16 protein-coding genes are annotated in these 17,581 nt (G+C 63.2%); 5 read left to right on the forward strand and 11 right to left on the reverse strand.

The features are described 5' to 3' along the window. Nucleotides 1-8: 8 nt before the first annotated feature. Complete coding sequence (locus tag PO883_RS21485) at nt 9-503, reverse strand: DUF4124 domain-containing protein (RefSeq protein ID WP_289311555.1); 495 nt, start codon at nt 501-503, stop codon at nt 9-11. Between the two features lie 151 nt (nt 504-654). Between PO883_RS21485 and PO883_RS21490 the strand changes: the two genes are divergently transcribed. Then, nucleotides 655-2,025 carry a PAS domain-containing sensor histidine kinase gene (locus tag PO883_RS21490; RefSeq protein WP_289311556.1) on the forward strand — a complete coding sequence of 457 codons (1,371 nt, stop codon included), beginning with the start codon at nt 655-657 and terminating at the stop codon, nt 2,023-2,025. Nucleotides 2,026-2,768: 743 nt separating this feature from the next. Here the strand turns inward: PO883_RS21490 and PO883_RS21495 are convergent. Continuing rightward, nucleotides 2,769-3,497 carry a hypothetical protein gene (locus PO883_RS21495; RefSeq protein ID WP_289311557.1) on the reverse strand — a complete coding sequence of 243 codons (729 nt, stop codon included), beginning with the start codon at nt 3,495-3,497 and terminating at the stop codon, nt 2,769-2,771. Nucleotides 3,498-4,258: 761 nt separating this feature from the next. After that, the gene (rpoD, locus tag PO883_RS21500) at nt 4,259-6,820 is read right to left on the reverse strand and encodes an RNA polymerase sigma factor RpoD (protein ID WP_289311558.1); all 2,562 of its coding nucleotides are present in this window, start codon (nt 6,818-6,820) and stop codon (nt 4,259-4,261) included. 541 nt (nt 6,821-7,361) lie between these two features. Here rpoD and PO883_RS21505 point away from each other — a divergent pair. Further along, nucleotides 7,362-7,832 (forward strand): ProQ/FinO family protein, encoded by a 471-nt coding sequence (locus PO883_RS21505; RefSeq protein ID WP_289311559.1) that lies wholly within the window; start codon nt 7,362-7,364, stop codon nt 7,830-7,832. An 11-nt stretch (nt 7,833-7,843) separates the two neighbouring features. Further along, the gene (locus tag PO883_RS21510; protein WP_289311560.1) at nt 7,844-8,440 is read left to right on the forward strand and encodes a 3'-5' exonuclease; all 597 of its coding nucleotides are present in this window, start codon (nt 7,844-7,846) and stop codon (nt 8,438-8,440) included. A gap of 63 nt (nt 8,441-8,503) precedes the next feature. Here the strand turns inward: PO883_RS21510 and PO883_RS21515 are convergent, their stop codons facing one another. The 3 genes from PO883_RS21515 to PO883_RS21525 form a co-directional block, all read right to left on the reverse strand. Beyond that, nucleotides 8,504-9,322: a hypothetical protein gene (locus PO883_RS21515; protein WP_289311561.1), complete on the reverse strand. Its 819-nt coding sequence runs from the start codon at nt 9,320-9,322 to the stop codon at nt 8,504-8,506. An 87-nt stretch (nt 9,323-9,409) separates the two neighbouring features. Beyond that, a complete protein-coding gene (locus tag PO883_RS21520; RefSeq protein ID WP_289311562.1) occupies nt 9,410-9,814 on the reverse strand; it encodes a RidA family protein in 405 nt (134 codons plus the stop codon). Nucleotides 9,815-9,943: 129 nt separating this feature from the next. Next, complete coding sequence (locus PO883_RS21525) at nt 9,944-10,831, reverse strand: LysR family transcriptional regulator (RefSeq protein WP_289311563.1); 888 nt, start codon at nt 10,829-10,831, stop codon at nt 9,944-9,946. A 142-nt stretch (nt 10,832-10,973) separates the two neighbouring features. Between PO883_RS21525 and PO883_RS21530 the strand changes: the two genes are divergently transcribed. Both PO883_RS21530 and PO883_RS21535 read left to right on the forward strand, forming a co-directional pair. Beyond that, nucleotides 10,974-11,684 carry a c-type cytochrome gene (locus PO883_RS21530; protein WP_289311564.1) on the forward strand — a complete coding sequence of 237 codons (711 nt, stop codon included), beginning with the start codon at nt 10,974-10,976 and terminating at the stop codon, nt 11,682-11,684. A 15-nt stretch (nt 11,685-11,699) separates the two neighbouring features. Beyond that, nucleotides 11,700-12,974 (forward strand): cytochrome c, encoded by a 1,275-nt coding sequence (locus PO883_RS21535; protein ID WP_289311565.1) that lies wholly within the window; start codon nt 11,700-11,702, stop codon nt 12,972-12,974. A gap of 104 nt (nt 12,975-13,078) precedes the next feature. Here PO883_RS21535 and PO883_RS21540 read toward each other — a convergent pair whose 3' ends face one another. The 5 genes from PO883_RS21540 to PO883_RS21560 all read right to left on the reverse strand — a co-directional run bounded on the left by PO883_RS21540 (nt 13,079) and on the right by PO883_RS21560 (nt 17,569). Further along, on the reverse strand, nt 13,079-13,672 hold the full coding sequence (locus PO883_RS21540) for a putative adenosine monophosphate-protein transferase Fic (RefSeq protein WP_167086769.1): 594 nt from the start codon (nt 13,670-13,672) through the stop codon (nt 13,079-13,081). Further along, nucleotides 13,662-13,913 carry a YhfG family protein gene (locus PO883_RS21545; RefSeq protein ID WP_167086768.1) on the reverse strand — a complete coding sequence of 84 codons (252 nt, stop codon included), beginning with the start codon at nt 13,911-13,913 and terminating at the stop codon, nt 13,662-13,664. Before PO883_RS21545 ends, PO883_RS21540 begins: the two co-directional genes overlap by 11 nt. A gap of 135 nt (nt 13,914-14,048) precedes the next feature. After that, on the reverse strand, nt 14,049-15,203 hold the full coding sequence (locus PO883_RS21550; RefSeq protein ID WP_167086767.1) for a type IV pilus twitching motility protein PilT: 1,155 nt from the start codon (nt 15,201-15,203) through the stop codon (nt 14,049-14,051). Between the two features lie 109 nt (nt 15,204-15,312). Then, entirely contained in the window at nt 15,313-16,494 is a 1,182-nt protein-coding gene (locus tag PO883_RS21555) for an MFS transporter (RefSeq protein WP_289311566.1), read from the reverse strand. After that, nucleotides 16,487-17,569, reverse strand: a complete 1,083-nt coding sequence (locus tag PO883_RS21560) for a 3-deoxy-7-phosphoheptulonate synthase (protein WP_289311567.1) — start codon at nt 17,567-17,569, stop codon at nt 16,487-16,489. The genes PO883_RS21555 and PO883_RS21560 overlap by 8 nt, the downstream gene beginning before the upstream one ends. Nucleotides 17,570-17,581 lie beyond the last annotated feature (12 nt).

Genomic DNA, 17,581 nt, shown 5'->3' on the forward strand with positions numbered 1-17,581 from the left:
CCCGCTTGTCACTTGCAGTTCTCGGCGACGCGTTGCTCGGCCTGCGCGATCTCCGCCGCCCGGCGCCTGGCATCGGCCACCTGCAAGGCCCCTTTGCCATCAGGGACAATCATTTTTTCAGAATCCTTCAGCACACTCACATTCTTGCGATAGATCTCGCACATGCGCACCCGCATGCGTTCGTTGACGGCCGCCAGGTCCGCCTGCCCGGACGACACCGGCTCCTTGTTCGGCGCGGCGGCGCTGGCCGCCTTCTGCGCGGGCGCCGCCATTTTCTGCTCGCGCGCCCCCTGCTCCGGGGCGCAAGGCGTACATTGATAGCTCGTGCGGCCGCTGGCGTCCTTGCACTTGATGACCTGGGCGTGAGCTGCGCCATGGGCAGCGGCGAGGATCAGGGCGACGTAAAGCGGACGTGGAATCATGGTGGCAATCTGGCTCTGGTTGGCGTGGAAGGGGGATGCGCCGTGAAGTTTGGCAGCAAACCCCTTTTGAGCAATCAACAACTTTCCTCTATGCAATTTTCCAACGCGCCGGGCCTGCCATGCACCAGGCATACGCCTGATTCGCTTGTCGAATACAAATAATGCTGTTTCCCAAAAGCTGGCATAGAATGAACCGACCGACAACCTGACTGAAACACGAGGGGGGGTGCGCATGAAAACGTGGAGCGTGGAGTCGCTTTGCCTGACCGTAGCCGCCATCGTCCTGATCCTGGCGTCGGTGGTGGCGCTGATTGCCCTGAGCGACGCGCACGCCGTACCGCGCTGGCTGTTTTCCCTCACCATTGCGCTGGCCGGCACCGCCCTCGTGGTCAGCCTGCGCATCCGCGCGCTGGCCATGGCGCGCAACACCGCCCAGAGCCGCTACCGCCACTTCATCGACACCGCCCACGAAGGGGTCTGGACGCTCGATGGCGAATCGAGCACCACCTTTGCCAATGCCCGCCTGGCCCAGATGTTCGGCACCACGCCGGGCCGCATGAGGGGGCTGCCGATGAAAGACTTCCTGGGCGACAATCCGCGCCGTGACCTGGACGAAATGATCAGCGCCGACGCCGCCCATGTCGGCTGCACCTACGACCTGTCGTACCGCCGGGTGGACGGCAGCATCGGCTGGGCCATCGTCAGCGGGCGCCCGATGCTGGGCGACGAAGGCGTGGCCGAGGGCACGTTGCTGATGCTGACCGACATCACCGAACGCAAGGCGGCCGAGCTGGAACTGGCGGCGGTACAGATCGGGCTGGAAGTGCGCATCCGCATGCGCACGGCCGAACTGGAGCACAGCAACACCCAGTTGCGCATCGAAGTGGCCGAGCGCCAGATGGCCGAACATGCGCTGGCCGAATCGTTCCGCGAGCTGCGCCAGCTCAGTTCCCATCTTGAAACGATCAAGGAAGAAGAACGCAAGCGCATCGCCAAGGGCATCCACGACGAGCTGGGGCAAAACCTGATGGCACTCAAGCTCGACGTGGAAATGCTGCACGCGCGCGCCGGCCAGCGCCATCCCCTGCTCAAGCGCAAGGTCGGCGACGTGCTCGACACCATCGACCTGACCATCCGCTCGGTGCGCGCGATCATGAACGACCTGCATCCAAGCACCCTGGAACTGGGCTTGCCGGCGGCCGCCGAGTGGCTGGTGCAGCAGTTCGAGAAACGCAGCGGGATTGCCACCTCGCTGAGCGTGAGCGAGGGCGAAGGACCGCCGCCGGACAGTCATCGTACCGAAGTCATTTTCCGCATCATCCAGGAGTGCCTGCTCAATATCTTGCGGCACGCGAAAGCGACCCATGTGGAGGTGGGGCTGGACATCGGTGTGGAATACCTGACCATTACCATCGTCGACAATGGCGTGGGCATGGGACCGGGAGATGCAGCCAAGGTGGCCTCGTTCGGGCTGCGCGGCATCCGTGAGCGGGTCGATGTGTTCGGCGGGCAGATGGTGATCGACAGCCGGCCGGGCGGCGGAACCACCCTGGCCATGATGATTCCGCTGGAAAGCCATGCGACGGAAGCTGGATTGGCGTGAATACAACAATTCAAAAAATATAATATTTCGATGAGGTCGCTGCAAAAACGTATGTACAATGAAAGCAGATAGCGCAGGCGCGACAGGTTCGGCCTGCTTTATCGACTACCCCTGTTTGCGCGTCCGGACTTCCGGATGCGCATTTTTTTGGGTGTTGGTCCCGCTTACACCGTCACTTCCCACCGTTGCTCCGCCTCTACCGTCACTCCCGCGAAGGCGGGAACGCATGCGCCCCCCCAAGTTCATTGAGCCGCCTGTGGCTGCGTTCGCAGTGATCGTCAGGAAACACCACCGATGTCATCGGCATTACGCACGGCAGTGCCAGGAAGTGCACTTTGGGGGCATCACACCCGCCCAGGGTTCGGGGCAATGCACGCATACCCTATTCAACAAGGCGATAAGCACCAGAAGTGCGCTAATCTGGTCTCAGGATCAAACCAAAATGCGGTGCCTTATGACAGACACGGTGAAGCCGCTTGGTCGATCTCGTTGGAAACGATTGAGAGCTGAGGCCACAACGCTCACACGCCATATGCTTCGTGATACATCGGTCGAAGCTCATCCAGATTTCAAAAAATTGAAGCGAACTGCGCGGCTGCCTTGCAACTGAAGTAGCGCGCCTCAGTTTTGAGCGCGCTTTCGAATGAATGCCATTCGTCTTGCCATGCCGCATCGCTTGTACTTTTCAGTTCATAGTACGAGTCGCTTGAGAACGCTGTCTCCTCGACCACCCATGCCGTTCATCAGTTTTTGAGCATCGATTGCACATACCCGGCGAAGCCGTTCAACGTCGCGATCGCGCCATCCACGCACGCATCGGAGGGGTAAAGCAGCTCATCCTTGCAGAGCGCCTGCAGCGAAACCGTCGAGCTGTCCCCCTTGCCCGGCAGCCGGCGCGCGTTGAGCGACGCCCGCTCGGCCGAAGTCGGGTTGTAGGTGGTGATGGTGGTCGCCGTCGCCGTCTGGATCTTGGTCGCGGAGTGCTCGCTGACATAGATCTCGGCCAGCGCAAAGACCTTGTCGCACTGCGCCTTGTTCTTGCAGACGACCGCTGCGGCCTCGTGCGCGCTGGCTATGCGCCGGCTGCGCTCGGCCCGTGCCAGCTGGGCCGCCGCTGAGGCACGCGCCTGCTCTTGTTCGCGCATCAACGCAGCCTGGGACTGTTCCTCAGCATAGCCGACGGGGGTGAGCATGAAGAAAGCCGTCTTGCCTTTGTCGGTATCCTTCCAGCTGATGTGTGCCGTGTCCTGAAATCCTGCCTTCTTATACGTCACCACGGCGTTCATGTTGGCTTTGCCGGCAAAGAAGCTGCTCGACGCCGGCACGGTCAGCGAACACACGCCATCGGCGGGCGTGACGCAGTTTCTGAGCGTCTTGAGACCTGAGCGGGTATCGGTCAACTCGAACGTAAATTCGACACCGTCCACCGGTTGCTGATCCTTGACGCTAAACGCGGCGGCCGCCCATTTCATGGTCGTCTCCGCCATGGCCGCCGGCGCCAGCGCCAGCGCATAGAGTGAGGCTGCCGCCAGCAGCGCACCAAGCGGTGTGACGCGGCGGGAGTGTGGCGCGGATGGGCTAGTGTGTGGCATAGGCATCGATCTGTGGGGTTAAGGTGAAGCTCAACATAGTAACCATCAATCCATGATTTCGGGTAATAGGCCCACAAATATTCTTGCGTCCCGGCTTGAACCTAGGGCGACACTATGATCGACCTCTCTCACTGTTCCTGTCCGCCGGCCAGGCCCTCTCCCGCCGGAGCGCAGGCGAATCGGCTTTAATGGTTCAGGACTACGCGACGGTCCAGCGCGAACTGACCGCCAAGGCCAACGCAGGCGGCGTGGCGTCGGCAAGGCGGCTGGGGTATCTGTACCCGGTGGGTACGGGGTGCCAGCCAATCATAAGATCGCGCTCCAGTGGTATCGCCTTGCGGCCGAAAAGGGGGACGCCAGAGCCAGGTTTCTATCTCGGGATCGTTGGGGATGGTTTCCGGAATGCCTTTATGCGCGCCAAGCAGCACATGGGTATCGAACTTGGACTCCCGCCTTCGCGGGAGCGACGGGGCTGGGCTGGGCTGGGCTGGGCTGGGTGCAGCGACGTTCGCAGGAAAAGGCGACGCTGACCGCGCGCGCGAGAAGCTTTGGCAAGAACGTAAAAAAACCGTGCGCACCCCGAAGGATGGACACGGTTTTTTGCTGCCGCAGCGGCCAAGGGCCGACACGGAAAACGTACCTTAATGGTTGTGCAGGAAGCTCTTGAGCTTGTCCGAACGCGATGGCTGGCGCAGCTTGCTCATGGCCTTCGCTTCGATCTGGCGAATCCGCTCGCGCGTCACGTCGAACTGCTTGCCCACTTCTTCCAGCGTGTGGTCGTTCGACATTTCAACACCGTAGCGCATACGCAACACTTTTGCCTCGCGCGGGGTCAGCGAATCGAGCACTTCCTTGATCACATTGCGCATCGAGGCGTGCAATGCGGCATCCAGTGGCGCCAGGGTCGCATTGTCTTCGATGAAGTCGCCCAGTTGCGAATCGCCATCCTCGCCCATCGGCGTTTCCATCGAAATCGGCTCTTTCGCGATCTTCATGATCTCGCGAACCTTGTTCTCCGGCATTTCCATCTTCAAGGCCAGGGTCGCCAGGTCCGGCTCGCTGCCCGTTTCCTGCATGATTTGACGCGAAATGCGGTTCATCTTGTTGATCGTTTCGATCATGTGCACCGGCACGCGGATGGTGCGCGCCATGTCGGCGATCGAACGCGTGATGGCCTGGCGAATCCACCAGGTGGCATACGTGGAGAACTTGTAGCCGCGGCGGTACTCGAACTTGTCGACCGCTTTCAACAGGCCGATATTGCCTTCCTGGATCAGATCGAGGAATTGCAGGCCACGGTTGATGTACTTCTTGGCAATCGAAATCACCAGACGCAAGTTGGCAACCGTCATTTCGCGCTTGGCGTGGCGCGCACGCTTTTCGCCGGCGGCCATCTGCTTGTTAATCTTGCGCAGGTCGGCCAGCGGCAGCGCCACGCGTGCCTGCAGGTCGATCATGCGCTGTTGCAGTTCCTTGATCGCCGGTACATTACGGCTCAGCACCACGCTGTACGGATAAGCGCAGTCGACTTCGCGGTCGACCCAGGCCAGGTCCGTCTCGTTGCCCGGGAACACCTTGATGAAGTGGGCGCGCGGCATGCCGCAGCGGTCCACGCAGATCGCCAGCACGGCTTTTTCGATATGCCGCACTTCATCCATCTGGCCGCGCAGGGTGTCGCACAGCTTCTCGACGACCTTGGCGGTGAAGCGGATGCCCAGCAGCTCGTTGGAAATGACTTCCTGCGCCTTGACGTAGTTCTTGGTGCCGTAGCCTTCCTTCTCGAAGGCCTTGGCCATCTTGTCGAATTCGACTTCGATGATCTTGAACTTGTCGAGCGCGTTCTTGCGCAGCTGGACCAGCTGTTCGGCCGAGAAGCCGGCCGCGCCGCCATTCGCGTCGCCGTCTTCTTCCTCGACTTCTTCTTCCTCTTCCTCGTCATCTTCCGATGGCGCGGCGTGCACCACGGGCGCGGCCGGGGCCGAGCTCTCGTTGTGGTCCACGAAGCCATCGACCACTTCGTCGACCTTGAGGTCGTCGTTGGCGATCTTGTGCGACAGCGCGATGATTTCGGCGATCGTGGTCGGGCAAGCGGAAATGGCCTGGACCATGTCTTTCAGGCCGCCTTCGATACGCTTGGCGATTTCGATCTCGCCTTCGCGCGTGAGCAGCGCCACCGCGCCCATTTCACGCATGTACATACGGACCGGGTCGGTGGTGCGGCCGAAGTCGGAATCGACCGTCGACAGCGCCGTGGCCGCAGCCGCTTCGACTTCATCGTCGCTGGTGGCGGTGGCGACCGTGTCGGTCAGCAGCATCATTTCAGCGTCGGGCGCGCGCTCGTAGACGGCGATGCCCATGTCGTTGAAGGTGGCGATGATGCCTTCGACCGCTTCCGGATCGATGATGTTTTCCGGCAGCTGATCGTTGATCTCGGCATAGGTCAGGTAGCCGCGCTCCTTGCCCATGTTGATCAGGTTCTTGATCTGCTGGCGGCGCCGTTCCATATCCGCTTCCGAGGCTTTCGGGTCGGCCGCCAGCATGCCGTTCACGCCACCCTTGGCCTTGCGTTCCTTGGCTTTCGAAACGGCTTTCAGTTCGGCGCGTTCAACTGCGTTGAGCGCGGCGACTTCGTCGTTCTCGGGCGTGAATTCGCTAGGCTTGCGGCCACGGCGGCCCGGTACCTTGACCGATGGCAGCAGGTAGCCGGACGTATCGATCGCGGCCAGCGCGGCGGCGTCGGTGGTCTGGCTGACGGCCTGGCCGGCGGTCAGGATCATGGTCGGTTCCGGATCCATTTTCTTGACGGCGGTGCGCGCTTTCGGCGCCACTTTCATGCCCGGCACCAGCTCGGCATGCACTTCGGCAGCCAGATCGGGACGCACGGCCAGCTTGGAGCGCTTGCGCACGACAACAGGCACGGCGGCAGCGTCCGCAGGCGCGGAGTCGGCGGAGTACGCGTCGGCGGAGTACGATACTGCGTCCTGCAGGGTTTCGGCGGGCATGCCCACTTCGACCTGCTCGACCGGATCGGCGGCAGCCATCACCGCGGCCAGGCGCGAACCCTTCTTGACCACCGTGACCTTGGCCGCCGCTTCCGTTTCGAGGAAGTAGGAGGTCGCGGTTTTCGGTACAGCCAGTTGAGCGCTGCTTTTACGCGGCGCTTTGGTGGCGGTCAGGGTTAAGGTCTTAGCGGTGTTCTTCATTAAAACTCCAGTCAATAATCCACCCGAGCCCGGCGTACCGCGCTCGATGGAACGTGTATCAGGATGGCCCTAGCTAAGGGCGATGTAGCCGAATTGCAAGCACGACCGTATGCATCGATGGCCCTGGCGGGCGTGCCCCGTGCGGGGGTGCAGTGGTGCGTGTGCTATGATCAAAATGGCGCTGTGCATGGCGGAACGAAAAAAAGCCCGTGGCAAAACGGGCTTGAATCTATTTTCAGATGAAGAATAGAGTAGACAGTCACTATTATGCACCAATGCGAGATATCGCGATAATTGATATATCGAATACCAGATATAAGCCAGGAATATAATCCCTTGCCACACCGCCGGTGCCGTGACGCCCTCTTCCTACTGACTGAACCTTCTGCGCTTCGTCAACCCGCGCGCAGGGCAAGAGGTGGATCATACACGATTTCCGGGTCATCCGCACATCTGCGGATAGGTCCACAGCGAATAAAATCCGCGCACGCGCCTATGGTCGCATGCTATCCTTCCGGTTCCAGCTCTTACAATGAAGTCAATGAATACAACTAGTCTTGCCGCCGAGTCCGCGGACGTTCCCGTCACCGCGCCGACCCCGGCTCCGGCACCCGCGCAAAGCGCGCGCTCCCTGCTCAAGCAATTGCAACAACAGTTCCCCGCTTTCCGCGACTGCCTGCCGCTGGCCATCGGCATCGACAAGCAGCTGCTGGCGCGCGTTCCCGGCCTCGACCGCAAGACCATGCGCGCCGCGCTGGGCATCCACACGGGTTCCCTGCGCTACCTGCGCGCAATGGAAAAAGCCACGGTGCGTTACGACCTCGACGGCGTGGCCGGTGCGGAAGTGACTGACATCCACCGCACCCACGCCAAGGAAACGCTGCAGCAGCGCTTCAAGAAAGAAGCCGAGCGCAAGAAAGCCGAACGCGACGCCGCCCAGGCGGACGAAGCGAACCGCCTGCGCCAGGAAAAGCTGCTCCAGCTCGCCTCCAAGTTCTCGCGCAACGGTTGATTCCGGGCCCGATGATCACCGATCCGGACGCGCTGCTGCCGCCGTACGACGGCATCACGCTCGCCGACGTACGCATGGTCAAGTCCGACCAGGATGCGGCCGAGGCGCTGGCGGCGCTCTCTTCCACGGACGTGCTCGGCTTCGATACCGAATCGAAGCCGACCTTCCTCAAGGGAGAACAGTCGACCGGCCCGCATCTGGTGCAGCTGGCGACTGACGAAGTCGCTTACCTGTTCCAGATCGGCGCCAAGCCGGCGCTCGACGTGCTCAAGGCCGTGCTCGAATCGAAGTCCATCCTCAAGGTGGGTTTCGGCTTGAAGGATGACATCCTGCGCCTCCAAAGCAAGCTCGGCATCGACACCAGCAACGTGCTCGACCTGTCGAACGCACTGCGCAAGGGTGAGCGCAACAGCCTGGGCGCCAAGACTGCGGTGGCGCGCTTTTTCGGCCAGAAGCTGCAAAAATCCAAAAAGATCACCACCACCAACTGGTCCCTGCCGCGCCTGAGCGACAAGCAGATCCTGTACGCCGCGGACGATGCCCATGTGGCGCTGCGCGTGTACCGGCGCTGGCGTTCGGACCAGGCAAGGGCCAAAACCGCGCCCTGATCGCGAGCCCGCCGCGCGCGGGCCTTGGCATTACTTGTTCATTCCTTGCTCATTCCTTGCTCATTACTTGCCCCAGTTACTCACCTGGTAAGGGTCCTTCTCGCTCTTGGGAATGCGGCGCAGCGAGAGCGGCTCCACGATCGCCGTATAGGCATATTTCGGATTGACGACGTTGGCGTACGCGTGCGACAGCAGGATCAGCGGATCGCCCGACTCGTCGACCAGCACCTTGTCGGTCTTGTAGACGCACATCTCGCGCAAATCCAGATACTTATTCGTGTTCATGGTCCAGAAGTTCGGCGGCAGGCAGCGCAGCTCGACACCGTTCACGGTGCGCGCCTGGGTGTACTCGGTGGTTTCCTTGCCGCGCGGCGCAAAGGCTGGCCACTCGGGAATCTCCTCGCCCGAGGTGACCTTGCCGTCGTCGATCTGGGTCGACTTGCCGGCGTGACTGAGCGAGACCGAGACCATCTTTTCGGACGGCAGCCTGTACACGCAACCGGTCCTGGGATCCATCGAGGACGACTCGTCGCCGCCGAGCGACTCGGTCTTGACCACGGTCGAGCTGCCATTGGTAATCCGGGTCACGCGCCGGTGGCCATAGTTATCGGGCACCACCGGGAACGGCTTGACGGCCACCTTGAGCAGCTTGGCCACTTCGACGCACGGCAGGTAAGCCGCGTCATGCATCATCCTGATCAGCTGATTGGGCGGTTGGTCGCGTTCGAGCAGCACCACTTCCCAGCTCTCGCCGCTGGCGGCCGAGGTGGACGCCGCTGGCGCGTCCGGGCTGGTAGTGGCCGGCGCCGGCGTGGGCGACTTGCCGCACGCGGCGAGCAGGACGCACAGGGGAACGGATAACTTCAGGAAGCGGTTGCTCATGGGAAGATGGCATGCGGGACGAAAAGGCCCCGATTTTAGCGCACAATCATGCAAAAATCATAAGACCAGAGAAATTTCCGGTTTTCCTCAGCGCACGCGCACGCGGGCCACCGCCTCGATTTCAATCAGGGTCTCCGGCGACGCCAGCGAAGCGACGCCGATCCCGGTCAGCGCCGGCCGCGCTGCGCCGAAGTACCTCGCCATCACAGGAACCAGTTTGTCCATGTGCTCGCCCAGCTCCCCTCTGACATACACACGCAGCTGCAGGACTTGGTCGACCGACGAATTGGCCGCTTCCAGCACGGTCAGCAGGTTTTGCACCGCACTGTCGGCCTGCGCTTCGATGTCGCCGTGTTTTATCTGGTAATTGCTATCCCAGTCGACCTGTCCCGACACGAAGACAAGGCCACTGGCGGGGTCGACCGTGGCCTGGGACATGCCGAACGGCGCGCCGTCATACAAGGCTGCCGGATTGATGTGGTTGATGTGCATGAGCGACCTCACTGGACAATGAATGAGGCCGCAGTATGCTGGCGCGCTCGCGGCCGATCAATCGGGCTGCGCTTGTAAGCGATACAAGCGCCGCCATGGTGAGCGAGGGCCCCGGCGCTGGCATGGCATTCAGGCGGCCAGCAAGTGCTTCACCCGCGCCAGCAGCCAGCGCATGAAGGGATCCTTGTTTGCGCTCGGATGGCAGGCCGCCACCACTTCGTACCCCGGCGGGTATTTTTCCAGGGGGATGTCGAACAATCCTGCGGCCGGCAGCAGGCGCGAAGGCAGAAACGCCAGCATGTCCGATTGCCTGAGGAATTCCTGCGCCATGAAAAAGGACGGCGCGGAGAGCACCACCTTGCGGCGCAAGCCCTGCCGCTCGAACCACGCGTCGGCCGACCCTTTGAAACTGCCGGTGCCGGGCGAGGTGATAAGAAAGTCGTACCCGACCAGTGTCGCCAGCGCCATGGGCGCGCCCGTCAGCATGGCGCTGTCGGCCGACACGCAGCGGTATTGTTCAATGAACAGCGGCTCCGACACCAGCCCGGCCGGCACGTAGCCATCGACGGTAAACGTCACGTCAATATCGCCCTGGTGCATTTTCGCGGTCAGGTCATTGACCTCGATGTCCACCACGATGATGTTCACCCCCGGTGCGGACACGCGCAAATCGCGGATCAAGGCGGCCACGATGACTTTTTGCGTGTAATCGGTGGCGCAGATCGACAGCGTCCGGCTGATTGTCTCGGGCGTTGCCGAATCAGGCAGCGGGATAGCATGAAGCCGCACCAGCACCTGATGAATATGCGGCTCGATCAGGTTCGCGTACGGCGTCGCCAGCATGCCGTGCCCGGTCCGCACAAACAGCGGGTCACCCAGGATCTCCCTCAGTTTCTTCAACTGCAGGCTGATCGCCTGCTGCGACACGCCCAGGTGCTCCGCCGCCGCCGACAGCTTGCCGAGCTTGTACAAGGCATCCAGGATGCGTAAATGCGTGATGTCCAGCTTGTCGATCATGACCGATATTCCTGCCTCTATTCAATGGCGCCGTCTGGCGCAGGCCTGCGCTGATCCGCTTTTTCGCCGCGCACTGCACCTGTCGCGCCCTGCCCCGACGCGCTATCATATTGTCACCGGTCACCTTATCAGAGAATCACCCATGCGAAACACCCTCACCAGCACGGTCGTGCTCGGCGCGCTTGCGCTCGCCGCAATGTCGGCCCCGCTGCACGCGGCCGAGCGCCCCGCCGTGCTGCCGGATACCATGCAGCAGCGCCTGCTCGCCTGCGCCTCCTGCCACGCCAAGAAGGATGTCAACGACGCCGTCTTCCCGCGCATCTCCGGCAAGCCGGCCGGCTACCTGTACAACCAGTTGGTCAATTTTCGCGAGGGCCGGCGCCAGTTTCCGCTGATGACCTACATGGTCGATTACCTGCCGGACGCCTACCTGCACCAGATCGCCGAGCACTTCGCCAACGACCATTTGCCGCCGCTGCCGGCGCGCGCGGCCAACGTCGCGCCCGCCGTGCTCGCGCGCGGCCGCCAGCTCGCCATGCTGGGCGATCCCGCCATCAAGGTGCCGGCCTGCATCGCCTGCCACGGCGACAAGCTGACTGGCGTGACGCCATCGATTCCCGGGCTGGTCGGCTTGCCGCCCGATTATCTCAATGCCCAGTTCGGCGCCTGGCGCAACAAGACGCGCCGTGCCCACGCGCCCGACTGCATGGCCGTCATCACCGAACGTCTCGGCATGGACGACGTGGCCGCCGTGACCGCCTGGCTCGGCACCCAGCAGGCAGTGCCCGACGCCCGCCCCGCCAGCGCCATCGCGCGCCCCTTGCCGATCCAATGCGGCAGCGCCCCGGACTAAGCCAGGAACCGATTCATGAAAAACAAACTACTCATCAGCCTGGCGACACTGAGCGCCGTGATCGGCATTGCCGTGGCCATCGCCTGGCCGCGCCAGGACTTCATCGCCGCGTCGTCGCCGGCCGCCTTCGCACCGAGCGCCGACAATATTGCGCGCGGCGCCTACCTGGCCAAGGCCGGCGACTGCATGGCCTGCCACACGGTGCGCGGCGGCCCCGAATACGCTGGCGGGCGCGCGCTGGAAACCCCTTTCGGCAGCTTGGTCGCGCCCAACATTACCTCCGACCGCGAGACCGGCATTGGCGCCTGGAGCGCCGACGATTTCTGGAACGCGCTGCACAACGGCACATCGCGCGATGGCCGCCTGCTGTATCCGGCCTTCCCGTACACCAATTACACCAAGGTCAGCCGCGCCGACTCGGACGCGCTGTACGCTTTCATGCAAAGCATCCCCGCGCAAAAGGCACCGAACCAGCCGCATCGTCTCGCCTTCCCCTACAACCAGCAGCTCATGCTGGCCGGCTGGCGCCTGCTGTATTTCAAACCGGGCGAATACGTGCCGGGCAGCACTCAAAACGCCCAGTGGAACCGCGGCGCTTATCTGGTCGAGGGACTCGGTCACTGCGCCGCCTGCCACAGCACGCGCAACAATTTTGGCGCCAGCGAAGAAGGCCTGGCGGGCGGCCTGATCCCGATGATCGGCTGGTACGCCCCATCGCTGACCTCCGACGCCGAAGCCGGCCTGGGCAGCTGGGAAGTGCCGCACATCGTCGACCTGCTCAAGACCGGCGTCTCGCCGCGCGCAACCGTGTTCGGACCGATGGCCGAGGTGGTCCAGCGCAGCCTGCAGCATTTGAAAACCGAGGACGTGACGGCGATGGCGGTGTATCTCAAGTCGCTGCCGGCCACGCCGGTGCCCGCAGTGGAGATATCGAGCGATCCGCGCGTGGGCCAGGTGATTGCGGAGGGCAAGAAGCTGTATGAGGCGAGCTGTGTGGAATGCCACGGCGCGGACGGCAAGGGCTTGCCGCCGCACTACCCGCCGCTGGCCGGCAACCGCGCGCTGACCATGAAGGAAGCGGTCAACCCGATCCGCATCGTGCTCAACGGCGGTTTTGCGCCGGGCACGGCCGGCAATCCGCGCCCGTACGGCATGCCGCCCTACAGCCACAGCATGAACGACAATGAAGTGGCGGCCGTGGTGACTTATCTGCGCAGCAGCTGGGGCAACAAGGCGCCGCCAGTGACGGCGTCGGAGGTCAACAGGTATCGCAGCGCGCCGCTCGATTGAGTTGCGGCGGGGCATGCCATGCGCCGCACTCCGCATCGAACAAGCTGTCGTTGCGCAAGGCTTGCGCAATGTTTGCCCAAAACGGTGCGCCTCGCGTGCAGTGCTCAAAAAGGAGTAAGAGCACGATCCAGGAGAGCGGCAAGTGCGTCAAGCCGGCAATTATATGCGGCGATGTTGGCATCGACCCATTCCGTGCGCCCAATCGGCTCCCAGCGAAGTTCGAAGCCAGCATTGATACCAATCAATTCAAACATCAACCGTTGCGCACGCCCATTTCCATCGCGAAACGGATGTATGACGTTGAGCTCACAGTAGTAGTGCGCCAACCGGGCGACGAAGTGCGCACGCGGCAAACCAATGAGATAGTTTTCTTGCTCAAGCTGCAGAAAGAGCTTGTCCGCCTCAGCCTCGATCCGGGTGACGTGCGCGAACCGTGTGCTGCCTTTGCTGATGTCGACCGTCCGAAGGTCGCCTGCCCAATCATAAATATCTTGAAAAAGATGGAAGTGAATTGCGCGCAGGGTCGGCAGGGAAATATCATCGAAATTCGGCTCGTACTGCTCGATGCGGGCTTGGGTCAGCTCGATTTCAGCGACTTCCAAGGCATCCTCATCGGTGATGCCGAGCTTATTGACCAGAACGCTAGATTTCGGATAACAATATTGAACGTCCTGGCCTACCCCGTACTTAGCTGACATTCTTCTTCGTGAGCGTCGCCGCCGTTGGTTCAACCACAGGTTTATTGGCGCTTAGCGGACGCTGAACCAAGCCTTCGAGGCGAAGGCTTGCCCGATAGTTTTCGGAGCGCAGCTTGAGGAAGACCTGCCGCTTCATTTCATTAGTCAACATTTCAATACTCCCGCGCGACAGCGATGCCGCTCGCAGACATTGTACCTGATGCCCTGTCTGCCGCCCTGCGCGGCGGGCAATATAAGCCATCGGCGCTATTTGCTCAGCCACACGATGTCGGGATTGCTGCTACCCATGGTAGTGGCTGGCAGGCGAAGCGCGGCGGCAAGCGAAAAACGCGCGCGCCTTCTCCTCCTGGTTCGATCCACAGAACGGCAACCAGCCCTACGCAGCGTCCAGCATCCCGCTATAGCACGCGTCGGCAAACCCGATCCGGTCGGTGGTGGCATTGCGCGCATCCTCGACGCTGATCTTCTTCTCGCGCAGCAGGTTCACCAGCGCCGTGTTCATCGAATGGCAGCCCGCGTTGAACTTGCCGGTGCCGCCATCCATCAGCGAGCGCACTTCCGCCACGCGGCCGGATTCGATCATGCGCACCACTTCCGGATTCGAGCTCAGGCACTCGGTGGCCAGGTAATAGCGCTCGCCGCCCAGCGACGGCAGCAAGGCCTGGCACAGCACCCCGCGCAGGGCACTGGCCAGGGCTTGCGCCTGCGCGTCTGAATTACCCAGCAGGCGCAGCATCTTCTGCAAACCCAGTTCGGTCGAGCGCGCATGCAGGGTCGCCAGCACCAGCGGACCCGATTCGGCCAGCGCCAGCGCTTCCTGCGCGGTCTGGGCATCGCGGATTTCGCCGATCACGATCACGTCCGGCCGCTCGCGCAGCGCGTCCAGCGCGCCGAGGTAATAGCTCTCGACGTCGCCGTCAAAGCCCACTTCGCGCTGGGTGATGATGCATTTACGCTGCGGTATCAGGGTTTCGACCGGATCTTCGATAGTGATGATGTGGCCCGAGCGCGTCTTGTTGATCTGGTCGATCATCGAGGCGATCGTGGTCGACTTGCCCTGGCAAGTGTCGCCGATGATCAGCACCAGCCCGCTGGTGAGCAGGGCAAAATCCTGCTCGGCCGCGCGCAGGCCGAGCTGGTTGAGCGGCAGCGGTTCGCGCGGAAAGCGCCGCACCACGCAGCCGAGCCGCTTCTTGCCCTGGAACGTGAAACAGTTGGCGCGGATGCGCGCCGTGTGCAGGTCGATCGAGCGGTCGAAGGCGCGGTCGGAAATGCGTTCGGCCCAATCCGGCTCGATCACCTCGAAGAACTCTTCCAGCTCTTCCTTGGTGATCGGCGAGTCGGTCACCGCCACCAGCCCTTTCGGCTGGCGCAGCATCAGCGGACTGTTCTGGTGAATGATGATATCGCTGAAAATCAGCTTGGAATTGAGCAGGTGGAGAATCTGCTCGACCAGGGTGCCGAACACCGGATGGTCTTCATTCTCCACATAGGTCAGGGTACGGATTTGCGAGGACTGGTGATTTTCCATCTGGCTTTGGGCGTGGTCAATAGTGCCGATAATTATAAGACCAGTCCCCGCAAAAAATTGCATCATTGAAAGATAATTTTTCGGGGCGATGCCTGCGCCCCGTTCCGTGTCACTCCAGCGCAACAGCGCGGCGCGCACCGGCCAGCCGCGCCAGTCCGAACGCCACCGATACCGCGATCACAGCCGCCAGCGCCGCCACCGGCGCCATGCCGGTGAGCCTGCCGTCGGCCGCCTCGCCCAGTTGCCAGCTGGTCACCAGCGCGGCCGCGCCGATGGCCACATCCTGCACCAGGCTTTGCAGCGACATGAAGCCGGCCCGTTCATGCGGCGACGGCACCTGGCTGACGGTGGCCGCCATGGTCACGTTGCGCCCCGCATTGCCTGCCATGAAGAGCACGAAGAACAGGATCGGCAACGCCGCGCCCAGCCCGAAGAATGGCGCCAGGCCCGCGCAGAAAGCGCTGGTGGCCAGGCCCGCCGCCAGCAGCGGGCCGGTGCGGTCGGCCAGCCGGCCGAGCAGCTGCACGCTCAAGAGCGCCACCACGCCGCCGGCAAAATACAGCATGCCCAGCTGCGCGCGCGGAAAGCCCATATTGAGCAGGAAGTACGCGGAAAAATGCGGGATCACCAGGAACGCCGAGAACGCGCTGCCGGCCTGCAGCAGGATCGCCAGGCGCACTTTAGGGCGCGCCAGCAGGATGCGCGCCGAGACCTTCTCGCGCGCGTTCAGGTGCCCTTCCAGCGCCGGCAACAGGCACGCCATCGCCACCAGCACCAGCGCCGCCAGCGCCGCCACCATATAAAACGGTGCCTGCCAGCCGCCCGCGCGCGCCAGTTCCAGCCCGAGCGGCACGCCGGCGATCGCCGCCAGCGAAAAGCCCAGCATCACCTTGGCCATCGCCTTGCCGCGCTGTTCGGGCGGGGTCAGGTCGATCACGATGGCCATGCCGATCGCCACCGCCGGTCCGCCAAAGGCGCCGGTCAGCGCGCGCGCCACCATCAGCGCCGGCAAGCCCTGGCACAAGGTGCTCGCCAGCGTCGCCAGCGCCAGCAGGCCGAAGGTGAGCAGCAGCGCCGGTTTGCGGTCGAAGCGGTCGAGCAGGCGGAATGTCACCAGGCCAGAGACCGCCGACGCCAGCGTGTAGGCCGCCGCCAGCCAGCCCAGGCGGTCGAGTGCAAAGCCATGCTCGCGCGCCAGGTCCGGCCCGAGCGGCAGCACCATCATGAAGTCGACCAGATACACGAACTGCAGCGCCGCGACCAGCAGGATTGCGCGGGACGGCTTAGACATCGCTACCCTCCCGCAGCGCCGCCACGCTCGCGCGCAGGGCCGCGCGCGCGCCGCGCAGCATGGCGGCCGTCTCGGCCCAGTCGACGCACGGGTCGGTCACCGAGCATCCATAGCGCAAGGTGGACAGTTCGGCCGGGATGGCCTGGTTGCCGGCCTCAATGAAACTCTCGATCATCACCCCCGCCACGCTGCGGTTGCCCGCCAGGCGCTGGCGCACCACGTCGTCCAGCACGCGTGCCTGCAAGGTGTGGTTCTTGTTCGAGTTATCGTGCGCGCAGTCGATCACGATATTCGGCGGCAGGCCGCCCTTTTCCAGCGCCAGCCCGGCCAGCGCCACGCTGTGCGCATCGTAATTGGGACGCCCGCCGCCGCCGCGCAGCACCAGGTGGCCATACGGATTGCCCGGCGTGCGGATCACGGCCGCGCGGCCATCGGCATCGATGCCGAGGAAGGCATGCGGATGCGAGCTCGATGCGATCGCGTTCACCGCCGTATCGACCTTGCCGTCGGTGCCGTTCTTGAAGCCGACCGGCACGCCCAGGCCGGACGCCATTTCGCGGTGCGTCTGCGACTCGGTGGTGCGCGCGCCGATCGCGGCCCAGCTGATCAACTCACCCACGTACTGCGGCGACACCGGGTCCAGCGTCTCGGTGGCCGCCGGCAAACCCAGTGCCGCCACATCGATCAGGAAGCGCCGCGCCAGCGCCAGGCCCTCGCCGATGCGGAACGATCCATCCATGCGCGGATCGTTGATCAGCCCTTTCCAGCCGACCCGCGTACGCGGCTTTTCAAAGTACACGCGCATGACCACGAACAGGGTGTCGGCCACTTCATCGGCCAGCGCCTTGAGGCGGCGCGCGTAATCGAGCCCCGCATGCAGGTCGTGGATCGAACAGGGGCCGACCACCACCATCAGGCGCGGGTCGCGCCGGTCGAGGACATCGCGCACGCTCTGGCGCGCGGCGCCGATGAGCAGCGCCGTGCTGTCCGGCAGCGGCAGCTGCGCGCGCAATTCGGCGGGCGACGGCAGCGCGCCGGGAATATCGTGCGAGAGCGGAGAGAGGTCGCGCTTCATGCGTGCCCGCCG

The organism is Massilia sp. DJPM01, assembly GCF_030348125.1.
Taxonomy (GTDB): domain Bacteria; phylum Pseudomonadota; class Gammaproteobacteria; order Burkholderiales; family Burkholderiaceae_D; genus Telluria_A; species Telluria_A frigida.

Bases quoted from the DNA above. Each gene is read 5' to 3' on its own strand.
- PO883_RS21490 (WP_289311556.1), top strand. From the start codon at position 655: ATGAAAACGTGGAGCGTGGAGTCGCTTTGCCTGACCGTAGCCGCCATC.
- PO883_RS21495 (WP_289311557.1), bottom strand. From the start codon at position 3,497: ATGAAATGGGCGGCCGCCGCGTTTAGCGTCAAGGATCAGCAACCGGTG.
- rpoD (WP_289311558.1), bottom strand. From the start codon at position 6,820: ATGAAGAACACCGCTAAGACCTTAACCCTGACCGCCACCAAAGCGCCG.
- PO883_RS21505 (WP_289311559.1), top strand. From the start codon at position 7,362: ATGAATACAACTAGTCTTGCCGCCGAGTCCGCGGACGTTCCCGTCACC.
- PO883_RS21510 (WP_289311560.1), top strand. From the start codon at position 7,844: ATGATCACCGATCCGGACGCGCTGCTGCCGCCGTACGACGGCATCACG.
- PO883_RS21515 (WP_289311561.1), bottom strand. From the start codon at position 9,322: ATGAGCAACCGCTTCCTGAAGTTATCCGTTCCCCTGTGCGTCCTGCTC.
- PO883_RS21520 (WP_289311562.1), bottom strand. From the start codon at position 9,814: ATGCACATCAACCACATCAATCCGGCAGCCTTGTATGACGGCGCGCCG.
- PO883_RS21525 (WP_289311563.1), bottom strand. From the start codon at position 10,831: ATGATCGACAAGCTGGACATCACGCATTTACGCATCCTGGATGCCTTG.
- PO883_RS21530 (WP_289311564.1), top strand. From the start codon at position 10,974: ATGCGAAACACCCTCACCAGCACGGTCGTGCTCGGCGCGCTTGCGCTC.
- PO883_RS21535 (WP_289311565.1), top strand. From the start codon at position 11,700: ATGAAAAACAAACTACTCATCAGCCTGGCGACACTGAGCGCCGTGATC.
- PO883_RS21540 (WP_167086769.1), bottom strand. From the start codon at position 13,672: ATGTCAGCTAAGTACGGGGTAGGCCAGGACGTTCAATATTGTTATCCG.
- PO883_RS21545 (WP_167086768.1), bottom strand. From the start codon at position 13,913: ATGGCTTATATTGCCCGCCGCGCAGGGCGGCAGACAGGGCATCAGGTA.
- PO883_RS21550 (WP_167086767.1), bottom strand. From the start codon at position 15,203: ATGGAAAATCACCAGTCCTCGCAAATCCGTACCCTGACCTATGTGGAG.
- PO883_RS21555 (WP_289311566.1), bottom strand. From the start codon at position 16,494: ATGTCTAAGCCGTCCCGCGCAATCCTGCTGGTCGCGGCGCTGCAGTTC.
- PO883_RS21560 (WP_289311567.1), bottom strand. From the start codon at position 17,569: ATGAAGCGCGACCTCTCTCCGCTCTCGCACGATATTCCCGGCGCGCTG.